Here is a 17,186-nt window from a genome sequence, read left to right on the forward strand (position 1 = left end):
GGTCACGCGTCCGGGATCGGCACCTCGTGCTCGCGGGCCCACCGGAACAGCTCGGCCTCGGCCGCCTCGCGCCCGACGAGGCCGCACTCGAAGCGGAACTCCAGCATGTGCGCGCGGGCCTGGCCCACCAGGCGGGATGGGGCGAGCCCGAGCAGCGCCATGATGTCGTCACCGGACAGCTCCGGCCGGATCGCCGCGATCTCCTCCCGCGCGGCGAGGTCGGCGATCCGTTCCTCCAGCGAGTCGTAGGTGCGCGACAGCGCCGCCGCCTTGCGCCGGTTGCGGGTGGTGCAGTCGGAGCGGACGAGCTTGTGCAGCCGGGTGAGCTGGGGACCGGCGTCGTGGACGTAGCGACGCACCGCCGCGTCCGTCCACTCGCCCTCGCCGTAGCCGTGGAACCGCAGGTGCAGGTAGACGAGCCGGCAGATGGCGTCCGTGACGTCCTTGGGGAAGTGCAGCGCGGCCAGCCGGCGCCGCGTCATGTCCCGGCCGACGACCTCGTGGTGGTGGAACGACACCCGGCCGCCCGGGATGTGCCGCCGGGTGCGCGGCTTGCCGATGTCATGCAGCAGCGCCGCCCAGCGCAGCACCTCGTCGGGTTCGCCCGGCTCCTCCAGGGCGATCGCCTGGCGCAGCACGGTCAGGGTGTGCGCGTACACATCCTTGTGCTGGTGGTGCTCGTCGATCTCCATGCGCATCGCCGCGACCTCGGGCAGCACGATGTCGGCGACGCCGATCTCGACGAGCCGCTCCAGGCCCGCCACCGGATCGGCGGCGAGGATGAGCTTGCGCAGTTCGTCCCGGATCCGTTCGGGGGAGACGATCGCGAGCCGCTCGGTCCGCGCGCGCATCGCCTCGACCAGCTCGGGCACCGGGGTCAGCCCGAGGGCCGCCTCGAACCGGGCGGCGCGCAGGATGCGCAGCGGGTCGTCGTCGAACGACGCCTCCGGGCTCGCCGGGGTGCGCAGCACGCCGCGAGCGAGGTCGGCCATCCCGCCGAACAGGTCGACGAAGTCGTGGCCCGGGACCGACACCGCCATCGCGTTCACGGTGAAGTCCCGGCGGGACAGGTCCGCCTCCAGGCTGTCGCCGTAGGTGACCGCCGGGTTGCGGGACTGCCGGTCGTACGCCTCGCTGCGGTAGGTGGTGATCTCGAAGCGCAGCCCGCGCCGGGCCAGCCCGACCGTGCCGAAGGCGATCCCCGCCTCCCAGGTGGCCTCCGCCCAGCCCCGGGTGATCTCCAGCACCCGCTCGGGCCGGGCGTCCGTGGCGAAGTCGAGGTCGGCCGGGGCGCCGGTGGCGCCGGTGGCGGGCCGGCCGAGCAGGGCGTCGCGGACCGAGCCGCCGACGAGGTGGAGCAGGTGGCCGTGGGCGGCGAAGACACGACCGAGCTCGTCCGCGGCCGGCGGCACCCTGAGCAGCTCACTCACCACCCGTTCGGCCGAGTCGCGCGGGTTGTCCAGACTGATCACTGACACACCTTCAGGTTACGGGGTTGGACGCGGTGAACCGGCACCCGGACGAGCCGGGGACGATCACACCGCGGCCACGGCGACGCGGTTCCGACCACCGGGATCAACGGGCACAACCGGGGCGTTGCGGGCACACGGGCCGGCCGGGGGACCCGCGCCTCGTACGATCAATCCATGCCGCCGTCGACCTCCTCCGCCGGTCGCACTCCGCTGCCCCGGGTGGAGGAGACCTCGGCGGGCGGCCTCATTCTCGACCAGTGCTCCACGGACGCCTCCGCCGCGCTCATCGCCCGCCGGGATCGCCATGGGCGGCTGTTGTGGCTGCTACCCAAGGGTCACGTCGAGGCCGGCGAGACCACCGAACAGGCCGCCGTCCGGGAGGTCCGCGAGGAGACCGGGCTGACCGGGTCCGTCCTCGGCCGGTTGGGCACCATCGACTTCTGGTTCGTCGCCGGGGGGGCACGCATCCACAAGACGGTGCACCACTTCCTGCTGCTGCGCAGCGTCGGCTCGCTGTCGGACGCCGACATCGAGGTCGACGCCGTGGCCTGGGTTCCACTGGCCGAGGTCGCCGAGCGCCTCGCCTACGCCGACGAGCGGCGCCTGCTCGACGAGGTGCCCGTCGTGCTGGCCGCGACCGCATGACGGCGCCGCGCCGGCCCGCGCGACGGGCGCGGCCCCGCGGGGCGTCCGGCGCCCGGCGCTGGCCGGCCCGGCTCGCCGCCGTGGTGCTGCTCGCCCTCGTCATCCCGGTGGCCGGCGGCTCCGCGGCGGGCGCGGCGATCCGCGGCGGGCTCGTGGAACGGATCGCCCGACCCGATTCATCCACAGGATCACCACGGTCTTCCACAGCTTCATCCACAGACGAATCGGGCGGTTCGCTACCTTCTTCACCGGGATCGGCGTCGTCGTCCACCGGTCCGGGGAACCGGGTGACCGTGACCGTCGACGAGGTGCAGGCGCCGGCCGCGGGGTCCTCCGTGGTGTCGGTGCAGGGCACGCTGTCCACCTCGGGGCCGCAGCCCCTGACCGACCTGCGGATGAGCCTGTCGATCGGCTCCCCGGCGGTGACCTCCCGCGGGCGGCTCGAGACCCTGGCCGAGAACGGCGAGGCCCGCCCCCAGCCCAGCTACCGCCAGCTACCCCTCTCCGGCGGACAGAGCACGCAGCCGCTGTCCGATCCGCCCGTCCAGGGCGCCGACCCGGTCAGGTTCATGATCACAAGTGATCTCGGTGCATCCGCGCTGCCGGTGCGGGTCGGCGTCTACCCCCTGCGGGTGAAGGTCACGGGTTCCGTCGGCGGGCAGCCGGTGGCGCCGCTCGGCGTGGCGTACACCTTCCTGGTGCGTTCGTCCGGCCAGCAGCAGCGGACCCCGGTGGCGGTGGTCCTGCCGCTCGCCGACCAGCCCCGCCTGCGCTCGGACGGCCTGCTGACCGACAACGAGCTCGCCGACGAGGTGAAGCCGACCGGGCGGCTGTACCGCCTGCTCGACGCGGCCCGGTCGACCGTCACCGCCGAGGGCCGGCCCGCGGTCACCCTCGCCGTCGACCCGACGCTGGTGCAGGCGCTGCAGATCATGACGAACCCGGACGGCTACCACTACGCCAGCCCCGGCGGCGGCGCGGACGGCGTGAAGGAACCGCAGAGCTCCGACGCCGCCCAGTTCCTCAACGACATCAAGAACTTCGCCGACGCCGGCGGCGGTGTCTTCGCCCTGCCCTACGGCGACGCCGACCTGGCCGCCCTGGTCCACGCCCAGAAGCTGGACACGGTGAGCTACGCCGTCAACACTGGCCAGGTCGTGCTCGCCGCTCTGCTGAAACGAGAACCCGCGCAGATGGCGTCCGTCGCCTACCCCGTCGACGGGCTCGCCGACACCGCCACCGTGGACGTGCTGCGCCAGTTGAAGGTCGGGACCGTGTTGCTCGACGACCGCATCCTGCGTCCCGGGTCCGCCGTCCCCTACACGCCGTCGGCCACCTACGAACTCCCGACGTCGGCCGGCCCGATCCGGGCGCTCGCCACCGACCACCGCCTCGCCGAGATCGCCACCTCCTTCGACGGCCGAGCCGACGGTCCCAGCGCCGGGGTCGTCCTGACACACTTCCGAGCCGACCTCGCCATGATCACCGCGGAGCAGTCCGAGCCCCGGTTCCAGGTCCTCGCCCTGCCGCGGGGCTGGAACCCGCCCACGGACGACTGGGCCAAGCAGGTGCTGGGGGCGATCGACAGCGACTACTCCGTCCCGGTCCCGCTCGACGGCGGCGCCGGCCAGAACCAGTCGCCGGCCCGCCGCGGCGTGCTGGTCTACCCGGCCGACGCGCAGGCCCGGGAGCTGCCCGTCACCTACCTCGACGCGGTGGCGAGCGTCCGCGACGAGGCGCTGGCGCTGGGCCCGGTGCTCTGCCCGCCGCCGAAGGCCACCCGCACCTGCCGGATCGACCGGGTCGACCCGATGAGCAACGCACTTGTCACAGCGACCTCCGTCGCCTGGCGCGGGGGGCGCATGGTCGACGGTGTGTCGTTGAGCCAGCAGGTGGACGGGAACGTGTCCGCGATCCGCAACGGCATCCAGGTGGTGGCCTCCCGCAGCGTCAACCTGACGAGCAAGCACGGGCTGGTACCGATCACGCTCGAGAACAACACGAAGTTCGAGGTCACCGTCGTGCTCGCCTTCTCCTCGACCCACTCCCGGCTCCGCTCGCCGGCCCGTGAGACCCGCAACCTCCCCTCGGGGCAGAAGGCCCAGATCGAGATAGAGGTGGACGCCGAGGGCGCGGGGACGTTCCCGCTGGAGATCCGCCGCCTCAACCTCGACGGCCAGGCCCTCTCGACCGATCCCCCGACCCGGGTACTCGTGCGCTCCACCGTCTACGGCGCGATCGCCACGGCCATCACCATCGGCGCGGTCAGCGTGCTGCTGCTGGCCGTCGTGGTGCGCCTCGCCCGCCGGCTGCGGCCGGGCGCGCGCCGGACCGCCGACTCCGCCGGCGGCGCCCCCGAACCGATCGCCGGCGGCCCGGCGGCCTCGGACGGCCCGGCGGCCCCGGACGGCACGGCGATCCCGGGCGGACTGACGGACCCGGGTGCCGCCACGGCGGGGGTGGCGGCGCTGCCGGGTCGCCCCGGGAGCGAGTCCGATGCCGCCCGGCCACCCTTCCGGCGGGCGCCCGCCGCGGTCGCCTCCGGGTGGTCGACGGGCGCCCCCACCGCCGATCTCTCCTACGCCACGCGTCGCGAGCCGAGCGTCGCGCCCGCCGCCCGCGGCCTGGAGCCCGGGACCGACCAGGACCGAGACCAGGACCGGGACCAAGACCTGGATCACGACCGGGGCTGGGACCGGGGCCCGGAGCATCAGCCCGATTCCGGCCACGGCGCCGCGGCGGAACACGCCGGCCCCGGGTGGGACGTGGCCACCGGTGAGGTTCCGGCCCGTCGGCGACGGAGCGGCCCGTGACCCCCGTCGAGGGGGAGGGCGGCTCGGGTCCCCGGCACCGCCGGGGCGGCACCGGCCCCCGCGCTGGCCGCGGCGATCGTGGTCGCGATCCGTGGCGCGACACCCCCGGCGGCCCGGACCACCGGGCTGAGGAGTGGGCCGACGGCGCCGCCCGGCCGGGGGCGACTCTCGATCCGCCCCACGCCCCCGACCCGCTGCCCCAGGCGGACTGGTCCTACCCCGCCCAGGACCCGCCGCAGTACCGGGATTCCGGCCGGCCTTACCCGGAGCCTCACCGCTCCTACCCAAATGGTGATCAGCCGTACCCGGGAGGCGACCGGTCCTACCCGGGAGACGGCCGATCCTTTTCCAACCCGAGTGGGCGGCGCCCGGACCTCGACGAGCGATATCCGGACCTCGACCAGCGGTATCTCGATCCAGCCGATCAATACCCCGGCCCCGACGGCCGGCCCGGGAACCCGGACGACGGGTACGGGGATCGCGACGACGGCTACCGCCGCCGGGACGGCGCGTACGCGGATGAGCCGTACGCCGAAGGGCACTATCCACGGCGGGCACGGCGAGCGGCCTACCCCGAACACCAGTTCGATGATCACGACCCGGCCGGGCGGAACGACGCGTCCCACAGCGGCCACGACCGATGGGCCGACCCACGGGACGGCGCCGCGCCGCGCCCGGTCCCACCCCCCGGCGCGCCGCGGGCCGCGGTTCCGGAGGCGACCCGGAAGCTGCCGGCCGCGCCGCGGACACCACCGCCGCCCCCCGGCGTGCCGCCCCCGTCCGAGAGAGGTCCCGGCTCCGCCGCACGCGGACGGGTCCAGCCCGCTGCGCCGGTCGACGGGACACGGACCACCAGACTGCCCACCCCGCCCGGCCCGCCGCGGCCGGCGGACCCGGTACCCGGACGGCGGCCGCAGACGGAATCCGGCTCGCCCCCCGGCCAGGTCGGTCGGCCCACTGGTCCGGGTTCCGCCGGGCGCGGGTCGCAGGAGCAGCAGCCGGATGCCGCCGACCGCCCCCGACGCTTCGCCGGCGAACGGCGCCGGCCGTCTCTTGGCGAGTCCCGGCCGACGGTGGCGCTTCCGCGCAGCAACGTCCGGCGCATCCCCCCGGAGTCACACCAGCACGGCCGCGGCCGGGACGATGGCCGCGGCCGGGACACCGCCCTGCCCCCCGAGGCCCGGGACGGCCGAAACGCCCGCACCCGTGACCGTCGCGGCGACGCCCGCTACGGCGCGGACCGCGACGGCGCCCCCGGCGGTTGGCGCGACGATCCGGCCGCCGACCCGCGGGCAGACCGCCACGCCGGCGAGGTCGGGGACGGCGGGAACGGGGGGAACGGCGGCGGCTTCAGGGAGGGCGACCTCAGGGACGTTCGCGCCGCCCGCCCCCGGACCCCGGCCGCCCGCGAGACGGCCGGGCGGAACGCCCGGCGTGACCCGTCACGTCGACGGACCCCGCGCCCCACCGATGCCGCGGCCACCACCGCGCTCGCGAAGCCGTCAACCGCGAAGGCAGCAACCGCGCAACCCGCGAGCACCCCATCCACGAGCGCCCAACCCGCGCGGACGCCGTCGACGAGGNCACAGTCGACGACCGCGAAGTCGACGACCGCCCGCCGGGGGAAGTCCGGCGCAAGGAAGTCCGGGCCGAGCCTCGGCCAGGCCAGCGGGATCATGGCGATCGGCACGATCGTCTCCCGGGCGTCCGGCTTCCTGCGCACGGTCGCGATCGCCGCCGCGCTCGGCACCAGCGGAGTCAGCCAGGCCTACAACGTTGCCAACACCACGCCGAACGTCCTCTACGACCTGCTCCTCGGCGGGATCCTGACCAGCGTCATCGTCCCGGTGATGGTGCGCGCGGCCAAGGAGGACCCGGACGGCGGGGACAGTTTCGCCTCCTCCCTGCTGACCATCATGATCCTCGGGCTGGGCGCGGCGGTGGCGGTCGGCATGCTGGTCGCGCCCTGGATCACCGACGCCTACCTGCACTCGGGGCCGGCGGAGCGGGCGCTGGGCACCGAGATGCTGCGCTGGTTCCTGCCGCAGATCGTCTTCTACGGGGTGGGCGCGACGATCGGCGCGATCCTCAACGTCAGGCAGTCCTTCGCCGCGCCCATGTTCGCGCCGATCCTGAACAACCTGATCGTCATCGCGACGTGCGTGGCCTTCGTCTACATCGTGTCGGGACCGCACCCCCCCGGGGTGGACGGGCCGAAGGCCATCAGCAACGCGCAGATCACGGTGCTCGCCGGCGGGACGACGCTGGGTGTCGTGGCCATGACGCTCGCTCTGCTGCCATCTCTGCGCAAGGTTGGTTTCCGGTACCGCCCGCGGCTGGACCTGCGCCATCCGGAACTGCGCTCGGCGGCCCGGCTGGCCGGCTGGACGCTGCTGTTCGTCATCGTCAGCCAGGCCGGCTACCTGGTGATCGTCAACCTGTCGACGGCGACGACCGCCTACACGATCTACACCTACGGCTACCAGATCTTCCAGCTTCCCTACGCGATCATCGGTGTCTCGGTGATCACGGCGCTGCTGCCGAGGATGAGCGGGCACGCCGCCCAGGGCCGCCGGGATCTCGTCCGGGCCGACATCTCGACCGCGACCCGGGTCGCGGTCACGGCCATCGTGCCGGCGGCCCTGTTCATCCTCGCCCTGGGGCGGCCGATCGCCGTCGCGGTGTTCTACCACGGCGCGGTCCGGTACCACGCCGCGGTGGACATCGGCGACACGCTCAGCGCCTTCGCGCTGGCCCTGGTGCCGTTCTCGCTGTTCCAGGTGCAGTTGCGGGCGTTCTACGCCTACCAGGACAGCCGGACGCCGGCGCTGGTCAACATGGGCGTCGTCGCGGTGAACGTGCTGGGCGCGGTGGTGCTCACCGTGCTGGTGCCCGAGCAGCATCGCGCGCCGGCGCTGGCGCTCGCCTTCGCCTTCGCCTACCTGGTCGGGCTCGCGGCCACGACGATCCTGCTGCGCCGGCGGCTGGGTGGCGTCGACGGCAACCGCACCGCTCGGGTGATCACTCAGGTCGCGGTCGCCGCGGGCCTCGGCGCCGTCATCGCGTCCCTGCTGGCCCGCGGAATCCGGTCGGTGATCGGGACGGGCTGGCTCAGCTCCGGGGTCGCGGTAGTGATCGCGGCCGTGGTGGGCGGCGCGCTGTTCATCGCGGTCGCCAGACGGATGAACGTGCACGAGGTCAACGCGCTGGCCGAGGTTGTCAACGGCCGTCTGCGCCGCGGGCGCGGGCGGGGCAGGCCCGGCGGGCCGACCGCATCGCCGGCGGCGGCCGACCGGACCGGGCGGGCGGAGCGCACGGGCAGGACCGAGCGGACGGCCCGCCGGGAGCCGTCGTCGCGGACCGGGGCACGCGCCCCGACACCACCGCGGCGGGAAGGCCCGGACGACCGGTCGGGATCCGCGACCGGCACGCGTCGGGCGGGGCGAGCGCCGCGGCGGCGCTGACCGGTCGGCGCCCGCGACGGCCCAGGCCGGGCCCGGCGGAGGTTGCCGAGCGACGCTCGCGGCGGGCACCAAAGGGCCAGCTCGGACGTCACCCCGACCCGGCGAAATCCTCATGACCATGGTCTGGTGATGGAGGTGTACGCGGGGCCGACAGCGGCCGCCGATCCTTCCATCACCATAACGCGGTGTAGTTGGGAAACGCCGCGAGGATTACTCTACTAATGCGTAGGAATACGGCGGATATTCGCCATAGCCCGGTTGGCTGGACGGGAGCTTAACGACCCCGGCGGACAGCTCCGTCTTGGCTGGGGGAAACGTCCTTCCGGGCCCTGCGGCGGCGCACCCGGGCGCGGCCGGGCCGGCGGCCACGGAGGCCGACGGGAGGCGATCAGGCGGCTATCGTCACAGCCGGTACACAAGGGCGGGTTGTCCCAAGACATTCGCGAGATCCTCCGGCCATCCTCGTACACTGGACACGCTGTGCGCGGGCCCCGCCCAACGTCGCCGGTGAACCAGGCGCAGCCTCCGCTCGTCACGTCGTTCACCGTGGCGACAAGTTCCGGGCGACGAAGGATTCCGGGGTCTCCGCCCACGGTCACGGCACACTGGGCGGACCCCTGCCCGGGTGAGGTAGGGAAGCCCGACGGCGGATCGTCCCCGTCAGGCCGTGGACGACGGAGGCGCTGTGGTCGACGGAAGCAACCGACCGCAGGCTGAGGACGTCGACAACGACGTAACACTGACCGCCCCCGACCCCCGGAGCTCGTCGACCCCCGCCGGCACCGCGGTGCTCGCCGAAACCGTCCTCGACCGCCGTTACCGCCTGCTTTCCGCGCTCACCAGCCGCGGGCCGGTCACCCTCTGGCGCGGCGACGACAACGTGCTCGCCCGGCCGGTCGCGGTGCGCATCGTCGAGCACGGCCCGGTGAACCCGGGCGACAACGGCGCCGCCGCCGCGGACCCGAACCGGGAGCAGGCCGCCCGGCGTCTGCTCGCCGCGGCCATCAACTCCGGCCGGCTCGTGCATCCGGGTGCCGCCTCCACCTACGACGCCACGACGACGACCACCGGATCGCGGCGCATCTCCTACGTCGTCTCCGAATGGGTCGACGGCAAGACCCTGCGCCAGCTCACCGCCCAGGGGGCGCTGCGCCCCGAGCAGGCCGGCGCCGTGGTGCTCGCCGCGGCCCGGGTCATCGCCGCAGCCCACGAGCGGGGCATCCATCACGGCGATCTCAGCCCCGGCGACGTCATCGTCTCCAGCCACGGCACCGTGAAGATCATCGATCTGGAGATCGGTGGCGTGCTCGCGGAGCTGGAGCGCTCGGGGACGCCCGGGGAGCTTGACGGCCCCGACGCCGCCGGGAACGGCGATGACGCCGAGGCCACCAGGGTGGTGGGCGCGGGCGACGCCGCCGCCGCCGATCTGCGAGCGCTCGGCGGCCTGCTGTACGCGGGGCTCACCGGCCACTGGCCCCTCGGCGGGGACCGCGGCCTGCCCACCGCGCCGACCTCGGGCGGGCGGCTGCGCAGCCCCCGGCAGGTCACCTCGTCGGTGCCTCGCGACCTGGACGCCATCACCATGGCGACCCTCGGCGACGAGCGGGCGGGCGCGCCCATCACCACCGTCGCCGAGCTCGTCGAAGAGCTGGAGTCGATCAACCCGGTCGACGCGGTGCTCGACACCGGCCTGATGAGCCTCGGCGAGGAACCCCCCAGCACCGAGGCGATGGACGTGGACGGTTTCGCCTCCTCCGACTACCTCGCCGCGTCCGACTACCCCGCGCAGGGCCGCTACACCGACACCGCTGGCTACCCGGGCCCTGACCAGGCCCGTGACGGCCGCTACGAGACCCGTGTCGACGGCCCGAGCGGGCCGCGTGGCGGCGACACGGGGTACGGCCGTGGCGGGTACGACACCCGCGGCGGGTACGACACCCGCGGCCACGACCATCGCGGGCGGCCCGACCGGGGCAGGGATGACCGGGCCAGGGACGACCGGGGCTACGCCGCCGGGGCCGGCGGTTATCCGCCGGCGGACCGCTATCGGGACGCCCCGGGACGCGGGCGCGGCGGGTCCGGCCCCCGGCTCGGCCGGATGCTGCCGTGGATCGCCCTCGTCGTGGTCGTCATCATCGTCGCGGTCGTGGCCGTGTTCGCGCTGCGCAGCGGCGGCGATGGTGGCGGCGCCAGTCCGACTGCCTCGCCCACCAGCCAGGCCACCCCGCTCGGGACTGTGCTGAAGCCGCAGAGCATCGACACCATAGATCCTCCCGCCTCGGGCGGCGACGGCACCGAGCGGCCGAAGGAGGCCGCCAACGCGGTCGACGGCAACCCGTCGACCGTCTGGCACACCGAGGGCTATGTCACCGCGAATCTCGGCGGCCTCAAGCCCGGCGTCGGCCTGCGGCTGACCTTCGGCCAGGCGATCAGCCCCACCTCGGTCACAGTCCAGGTCGGCAGCGGCCCGGTGTCGTTCGAGCTTCGTAGCGCCGCCACCCCCGGGGACACGATCGACAGCTACCGGGTCGTCGTCCCGAAGACCGACGCCCCCAGCGGCCCGGTGAACCTTCCCATGCCCTCCGACCTCACCCCGGCGCAGTACTGGGTCCTGTGGCTGACCTCCCTGCCGAAGGACAGTGACGGGCAGTATCGCGGTTCGATCGCGGAGATCACCTTCCGGTCCTGACCGAGAGCCGGTCCCGAAGGGGGAGGAGGTGGGAATCCCGCCGTCTTCGGCGAGCTGTTCCGCCGACACGCGGATCGGCTCCGGTCGGTCGCCCACGGCCTCCGACCGATCCGCCTCCGACCGATCCGCGGGGCACCATCACCGAGCGTGACATGCGTCTCGGTGTCGGCGGCGTCCCCGGCCGGCCCCCGGCGCTGCGCACGGCCGTGGTGCTGGTCGACGTCCAGAGACTGCCCCTCGCGGACGCTGCGCGGCTGCTCGACATCTCTGCCGGCACGGTGAAAAGTCACTGTTCGCGGGGGCGGGCGCACCTCGCCCTGCTCCTCGGATACCTCCCGCCCGGGAACCCAGGAGCCCCGCCCACCGTCTCAGAAGAAGGACACCATGATGCGGCGGCCTGCGCGCAGCGGCCGCCCGACGCCCGCAGTCGGTCCGCCGGCCGCAGTCCTCACCATGCGGCCCCATGGGTGCCCGGACCTGCCGGAGGAGGTGATCAGCAATGGCGAATGACCCGATGGACGACCGTCACCGATCAGCGGAGACGCGCCCCGCATTTCCCCTCGGCCGCCGGTCCCGCGGGCACGACCAGCATCCCGACGTGGAGCAGCTCGACGCCGTCGCCGGGGGCGAGACGGTCACCCGCTCGACCCGGGACCACGTCGAGGTCTGCCTGGAGTGCCGGGAGTCGATCGCCGCGCTGCGCAAGGTCCGCGCCGACCTGTCCCGGCTGGCCGCGATGACGATGCCGGGCGACGTCGCCGAGCGCATCCAGGCGGCGCTGGCCGCACAGTTGCCCCCCCGCCCGCTGCACGATCCCCCGGCCCGGCCCGGTGCCGACGTGACCACCACCGACGTGACCACCACCGACGCGCCCGCGCCACGCCCAGCCCCTGACGCGGGCCGCTCCCCCGCCGGTCCGATGGCCTCGGCACCGACCGGCGCTCCCCAGACCGGCACCCCCGGGACCGGCCCCGGCCGGCGGCCGACGGCCCGCCCCGAGCGGCGACCGGCGCCGGGTGCGGCGGCGGCCCCGCGGCGGGACTGGGTGTCGCTCGCGGCGGTCTGCGCGGCGTTCGTCACCTTCGGTGCTGCCGTCCTCGCCTTCTACAGTCTTCGGGTGGTGGACGCCCACCACCCGGTCGCGGCGTCGAGCGTCGCGCAGGGCCGGGAGTCGGCCGGCGCCGCGGCCGCCGGAGCCGGACCGGGCCGGCTGACCATGATGGCGGACTCGCGGACAACCGTCGCCCCGGCCGAGGTCGGCCAGCACGGCAGGGAGCTGCTCACGGGCCGGATCGCGGGTTCGGTGGCGCTGTCGCTGCCGCTGACCGGACCGACGGGGGACGCCACCGATGCGGGAGCCGTGGCGACGGCACGGTCAACGGGCGCCGTGCCGTTCCAGGCGGTCGCCCCGGCCGCCGCGCGCCATCCCGCCTCCGTCGTGGCGGCCCCGCCGGCCGCGGCCGGCACCCGGCTGCGCGCCCTGCTGGACACCCCGGATCTGCGCTCCTGCTACCAGAGCCTCATCGCCCAGTCGGGCGGCGAGATCCTCGCGGTCGACCGCATCCGGTACGACGGCCAGTCGGCGCTGCTGATCGTGCTGTCCATCCCCATGCAACCCGCGGCGGCGCGGGTGCTCGTCGTTGACACGCACTGCGGCGTCGTCAGCGTCTCCGCGGCATTGTGGTATAGCGCGACCACGCTGCGCAGGTAGCGTGAGCATCGACACTGGTGATCACCGGTTGCTCGGCACCGGCGGGTACAGGATGGAATCAGACGCCCTCGAGGACCGTTGTCGCTCTCGGACACCGTCTTCACGGATCAGACCTACGACCAGGGATCCCGACGCACCACCGAGGCCGATGGGCACCGGCGGGGTCCACCCCGGCTGACGGGGAATCGCGCAGCGTGAAAGGAGCGGGTGTGACAGCCCAGCAGCAGGTCCAGGACGTCACCGGCCACGGTGATCGACCGGCAGACGACGTGCGCGATGTCATCATCGTCGGCTCGGGGCCGGCGGGCTACACGGCCGCCATCTACACCGCCCGGGCCAACCTGCGGCCCCTCGTCTTCGAGGGCGCGGTCGCCGCCGGCGGCGCGCTCATGAACACCACCGAGGTCGAGAACTTCCCCGGCTTCCCCGAGGGCGTGCAGGGCCCGGAGCTGATGGAGAAGCTGCGCCAGCAGGCGGAGCGGTTCGGCGCCGAGCTGGTCGCCGACGACGTGACCGAGCTTGACCTCACCGCCGACCCGAAGATCGTCAGGGTCGAGGACCAGACGTTCCGCGCCCGCACGGTCATCGTCGCCACCGGCTCGGCCTACCGCAAGCTCGGCGTCGAGCACGAGGATCGACTGCTCGGGCGCGGGGTGTCGGCGTGCGCGACCTGTGACGGCTTCTTCTTCCGCGACCACGACATCGCCGTCGTCGGCGGCGGCGACTCGGCGATGGAGGAGGCGACGTTCCTGACCCGGTTCGCCCGGTCGGTCACGGTGATCCACCGGCGGGACAAGCTGCGAGCCAGCGCGATCATGCAGGAGCGGGCCTTCTCCAACGAGAAGATCCGGTTCCGGTGGAACGCCGACGTCGCCGAGCTCCTCGGCGAGGACAAGCTCAGCGGCATCCGGTTGCGCGACACGATCACCGGTGAGACGGAGGATCTCGACGTCACCGGCCTGTTCGTCGCGATCGGCCACGATCCGCGGACCGAGCTGGTCCGCGGCCAGCTCGAGCTGGACGACGCCGGTTACGTCAAGGTCGCGCATCCCACCACCAAGACGAACCTCGACGGCGTGTTCGCCTGCGGCGACGTGGTCGACCACACCTATCGGCAGGCCATCACCGCCGCCGGCACCGGGTGCGCCGCCGCCCTCGACGCGGAGCGCTTCATCGCCGCCGGAGAGGGTCCCGGCGAGACGACCACCGAGGCCCCGCGGGTCTCCACCCCGGCGCCGCAGCCGGCCTGACGCCGCCCCCGCGCATCGACCACCCATCCCACCACCGCCTTCCAGCCACCACCACATCCAGCAGGGAGAACAGCTATGGCAGGCACCACCCCCGTGACCGACAGCACCTTCACCGCCGAGGTCCTCCAGAGCGACGTACCGGTCCTCGTGGACTTCTGGGCCGAGTGGTGCGGCCCGTGCAAGATGGTCGGACCGGTCCTCGAGGAGATCGCCAAGGAGCACGGCGAGAAGCTGCGGATCGTCAAGCTGAACATCGACGAGAACCCGGAGACGGCGCGGAACTACCAGATCATGTCGATCCCGACCATGGCGGTCTTCGTCAAGGGCGAGGTGGACAAGAGCATCGTCGGCGCGAAGCCGAAGGCCGCTCTGCTGCGCGACCTCTCGCCGTACATCTGATCGTTTCCTGCCAACTGACCTCCTCGACGGCCACGCGGCGCGCCTATCCCTGACGGGTGGGTGCGCGGCGGGCCGCCGCCGACGGCCCGCCGCGCGTTCCTGCCGGCGGGCCGTCGGCGTATCCGGGGGACCGACCTGCCCGCACCCCCGGGCCAGCGGCGGGAATCGGATGCCACAGCACAGCGTGGACAGGTTGGTCACGCTGGGTCAATGACGGAGGATCCCGTTCGCGGCCGGTCGGGACCACGTGGGCATGCCCTAGGCTTGAGATTCAGCAATCGGCAGTCGGGAAACAGTTCGTCGACGCGGCGGCCCCGACCACCGGGTTCCGCCGGGGAACACGTTGGGGGCAGGCAAGCTGAAAGGTACACGTTCGTGAAGCTGTTGCGGCTGGGAGACCAAGGTTCCGCCGTCGCCGAGGTTCGGGCGGCCCTGACCTATCTCGGTTTTCTTCCCGCGACCCCCCGGCAGAGCGGAGAACGGGGCGAAGCGGCACCGCCCGCGGCACCGCCCGGGGAGTCGAAAGGCGCCGAGCCGCCTCCGCCGGCCGCCGAGCCGGCCGCCGCGGAGGGCGCCCGCAGCCCGGCTGTGGGGCCGGCCGGCGGCGCGGGCGGTGCTGCGGCCGCTCCCCCCGACCGGTTCGATCGCGACCTCGACAATGCGCTGCGGGCCTTCCAGCAGAGTCGTGGTCTGTCCGTCGACGGGATACTCGGTCCGGATACGGCGCGGGCGCTCGAGGAGGCCCGACACAATCTCGGCGACAGGTTGCTCTATTTCAGCGCCGCGCACCCCTTCGTCGGAGATGACGTGGCCGCGTTGCAGGAGCGCCTGTTCAACATGGGCTTCGACATCGGCAGGACCGATGGCATCTTCGGTCCGCGGACCGAGAGCGCGGTGCGCGACTTCCAGCGCAACCGCGGCCTGGATCCCGACGGTCGCTGCGGCCCGCGGACGCTGCGCGAGCTCAAGCGACTGCGCCGCACCGTGACCGGTGGTCGTCCCGACGTGCTGCGCGAATCCGTCCGTCTCCTCGCCCGCGGTACCTCCCTGCTCGGGGTGGTTGTCGCCCTCGATCCCGGGCACGGCGGCGACGACCTCGGCATCGTCAGCGGCGGCCTGTGCGAGCGGGACCTCATGGCCGATCTCGCCGCCCGGCTCACCACCCGCCTGCTCGACTCGGGCCTGGAATCCCACCTCATCCATGGCCCGGACGAGTCACCGAGCGAGGAGGATCGCGCCGCCCGCGCGAACGAGCTGGAGGCCGACCTCCTGATCTCGCTGCACGCGGAAGGCAGCACCTCCCGCCACGCGCAGGGAGTATCGGCCTACTACTACGGCAACGCCCGCGGCTCCTCGGCCGTCGGCGAACGTTTCGCCCAGCTTGTCCAGCGCGAGATCGTCTCCCGCACCGACATGCTGGACTGCCGCACCCATCCGAAGGTCTGGGACCTGCTCCGCCGCACCCGGATGCCGACGGTCCGGCTCGACCTCGGCTACCTGACCAATGATCACGACGCGCGTGCGCTCGGCTCGACCGACTTCCGCGCCGCGGTCGCCGAGGCGGTCCTCGCGGCAACACAACGGCTGTTCCTCCCGCCGGAGATGGACGCCCCGACGGGACAGCTTCACGTCCCGCGGCTCGCCGGTCGCGCCTGACAGGTCCGCCGGTCCCCGTCGACTGGACGGAGGAGCTGGCCTGCTGGCCCGCCGACCTGCAGCCGTCCAGCTCGGAGCACGAGAGAGGTTTCACGTGAAACAGGCGCGGTGCGTCGAGGGTCGATCCGCGCCGGTCGGCCTAGGCTGATGCCAAAACCGCCGCCGTCCACGCAACCGCTGTGGACGGCGGCCCGGTGGCCGACCGCGGGAGTGCCCTTTCGATGAGCCGTCGCATCGCGAACATCACCCTGGACAACATCGACGACATGCCGCTGCCCTGCCGCCGCTGCGTGTTCTGGGAGCTCGATCCGGTCGCGCGCAGCCGCGCGGAGGAGACCGGAGCCACCGATCTGGAGAAGGAGGCCTGGGTCTCCGCGGCGCTACTCGAATGGGGAAGCTGCGGGAAGATCGTCTACGTCGACGACATCCCGGCCGGTTTCGTCATGTTCGCGCCGCCCGCGTACGTGCCCCGCTCGGTCGCCTTCCCCACCAGCCCGGTGTCGCCGGACGCGATCCTGCTGATGACGGCGCTCATCGTGGAGGAGTTCGCGGGCCAGGGCCTCGGCCGGATCCTCATCCAGTCCGTCACCAAGGAGATCCTGCGGCGGGGGTTCAAGGCGGTGGAGGCGTTCGGTGACCTGCAGAACTCGGGCGCCCGGTGCGTGGTACCCGCCGACTACCTGCTGGCCGTCGGTTTCAAGACGGTGCGACCCCATCACCGGTGGCCCCGGTTGCGCCTCGAGGTGAAGAACACGGTGAGCTGGCGCGAGGACGTCGAGGTCGCGCTGGAACGACTGCTCGGCTCGATGACGCCGGAAGGCGTGCTCCGCAAGGTCGGTCAGGCCGGCAACCCCGCCTGACCGCCGCCTGACCGCCGCCGGGACGCCGCGCCCCCGCGTCCCTTACGGCAGCCACTCCTCCCGTCGGGAACCATCTCTCGATCTGGCGGCTCCACCGCCGCTGCCGACCCTGCAACGCCGCCGGCCCAGCCATACCGGCCCAGCCATGGCTGACCTCACCCACGACGGACAGCCCGATCCCCTCGGACCCGGCGGCACCGACCGGCTCGCGAGCCGGCGCGGACACC

Annotated in this window: 11 protein-coding genes and 1 pseudogene; 11 read left to right on the plus strand and 1 reads right to left on the minus strand. The window is 73.5% G+C overall.

What is annotated here, in order from left to right; genetic code table 11:
• Positions 1 to 2: 2 nt before the first annotated feature.
• A complete protein-coding gene (locus UK82_RS00745; RefSeq protein WP_044885646.1) occupies positions 3 to 1,472 on the minus strand; it encodes a CCA tRNA nucleotidyltransferase in 1,470 nt (489 codons plus the stop codon).
• Between the two features lie 174 nt (positions 1,473 to 1,646).
• Here UK82_RS00745 and UK82_RS00750 point away from each other — a divergent pair, with 174 nt between their 5' ends.
• The 11 genes and pseudogenes from UK82_RS00750 to UK82_RS00790 all read left to right on the plus strand — a co-directional run bounded on the left by UK82_RS00750 (position 1,647) and on the right by UK82_RS00790 (position 16,959).
• On the plus strand, positions 1,647 to 2,117 hold the full coding sequence (locus UK82_RS00750) for an NUDIX hydrolase (RefSeq protein ID WP_044885647.1): 471 nt from the start codon (positions 1,647 to 1,649) through the stop codon (positions 2,115 to 2,117).
• Positions 2,114 to 4,930 carry a DUF6049 family protein gene (locus UK82_RS00755; protein WP_055406008.1) on the plus strand — a complete coding sequence of 939 codons (2,817 nt, stop codon included), beginning with the start codon at positions 2,114 to 2,116 and terminating at the stop codon, positions 4,928 to 4,930. The genes UK82_RS00750 and UK82_RS00755 overlap by 4 nt, the downstream gene beginning before the upstream one ends.
• A gap of 1,073 nt (positions 4,931 to 6,003) precedes the next feature.
• Positions 6,004 to 6,513, plus strand: a pseudogene (locus tag UK82_RS34770) (murein biosynthesis integral membrane protein MurJ); the annotation flags it as partial.
• A 93-nt stretch (positions 6,514 to 6,606) separates the two neighbouring features.
• On the plus strand, positions 6,607 to 8,394 hold the full coding sequence (gene murJ, locus UK82_RS00760; RefSeq protein WP_236705317.1) for a murein biosynthesis integral membrane protein MurJ: 1,788 nt from the start codon (positions 6,607 to 6,609) through the stop codon (positions 8,392 to 8,394).
• Positions 8,395 to 9,079: 685 nt separating this feature from the next.
• Entirely contained in the window at positions 9,080 to 11,083 is a 2,004-nt protein-coding gene (locus UK82_RS00765) for a serine/threonine protein kinase (protein WP_044885649.1), read from the plus strand.
• 152 nt (positions 11,084 to 11,235) lie between these two features.
• Positions 11,236 to 11,823, plus strand: a complete 588-nt coding sequence (locus UK82_RS30845; protein WP_082121919.1) for a sigma factor-like helix-turn-helix DNA-binding protein — start codon at positions 11,236 to 11,238, stop codon at positions 11,821 to 11,823.
• A complete protein-coding gene (locus tag UK82_RS00770; protein ID WP_236705358.1) occupies positions 11,811 to 12,794 on the plus strand; it encodes a hypothetical protein in 984 nt (327 codons plus the stop codon). Before UK82_RS30845 ends, UK82_RS00770 begins: the two co-directional genes overlap by 13 nt.
• Before the next feature lie 209 nt (positions 12,795 to 13,003).
• Entirely contained in the window at positions 13,004 to 14,044 is a 1,041-nt protein-coding gene (trxB, locus tag UK82_RS00775) for a thioredoxin-disulfide reductase (RefSeq protein ID WP_055406009.1), read from the plus strand.
• Positions 14,045 to 14,119: 75 nt separating this feature from the next.
• On the plus strand, positions 14,120 to 14,443 hold the full coding sequence (gene trxA, locus UK82_RS00780; protein WP_044885652.1) for a thioredoxin: 324 nt from the start codon (positions 14,120 to 14,122) through the stop codon (positions 14,441 to 14,443).
• A 375-nt stretch (positions 14,444 to 14,818) separates the two neighbouring features.
• On the plus strand, positions 14,819 to 16,099 hold the full coding sequence (locus UK82_RS00785; RefSeq protein ID WP_044885653.1) for an N-acetylmuramoyl-L-alanine amidase: 1,281 nt from the start codon (positions 14,819 to 14,821) through the stop codon (positions 16,097 to 16,099).
• 221 nt (positions 16,100 to 16,320) lie between these two features.
• On the plus strand, positions 16,321 to 16,959 hold the full coding sequence (locus tag UK82_RS00790) for a GNAT family N-acetyltransferase (protein WP_055406072.1): 639 nt from the start codon (positions 16,321 to 16,323) through the stop codon (positions 16,957 to 16,959).
• Positions 16,960 to 17,186 lie beyond the last annotated feature (227 nt).

Source organism: Frankia sp. ACN1ag (assembly GCF_001414035.1).
In the GTDB taxonomy this organism is placed as follows: Bacteria; Actinomycetota; Actinomycetes; order Frankiales; family Frankiaceae; genus Frankia; species Frankia torreyi.

Bases quoted from the DNA above. Each gene is read 5' to 3' on its own strand.
- murJ (WP_236705317.1), top strand. From the start codon at position 6,607: ATGGCGATCGGCACGATCGTCTCCCGGGCGTCCGGCTTCCTGCGCACG.
- UK82_RS30845 (WP_082121919.1), top strand. From the start codon at position 11,236: ATGCGTCTCGGTGTCGGCGGCGTCCCCGGCCGGCCCCCGGCGCTGCGC.
- UK82_RS00790 (WP_055406072.1), top strand. From the start codon at position 16,321: ATGAGCCGTCGCATCGCGAACATCACCCTGGACAACATCGACGACATG.
- UK82_RS00750 (WP_044885647.1), top strand. From the start codon at position 1,647: ATGCCGCCGTCGACCTCCTCCGCCGGTCGCACTCCGCTGCCCCGGGTG.
- trxA (WP_044885652.1), top strand. From the start codon at position 14,120: ATGGCAGGCACCACCCCCGTGACCGACAGCACCTTCACCGCCGAGGTC.
- UK82_RS00755 (WP_055406008.1), top strand. From the start codon at position 2,114: ATGACGGCGCCGCGCCGGCCCGCGCGACGGGCGCGGCCCCGCGGGGCG.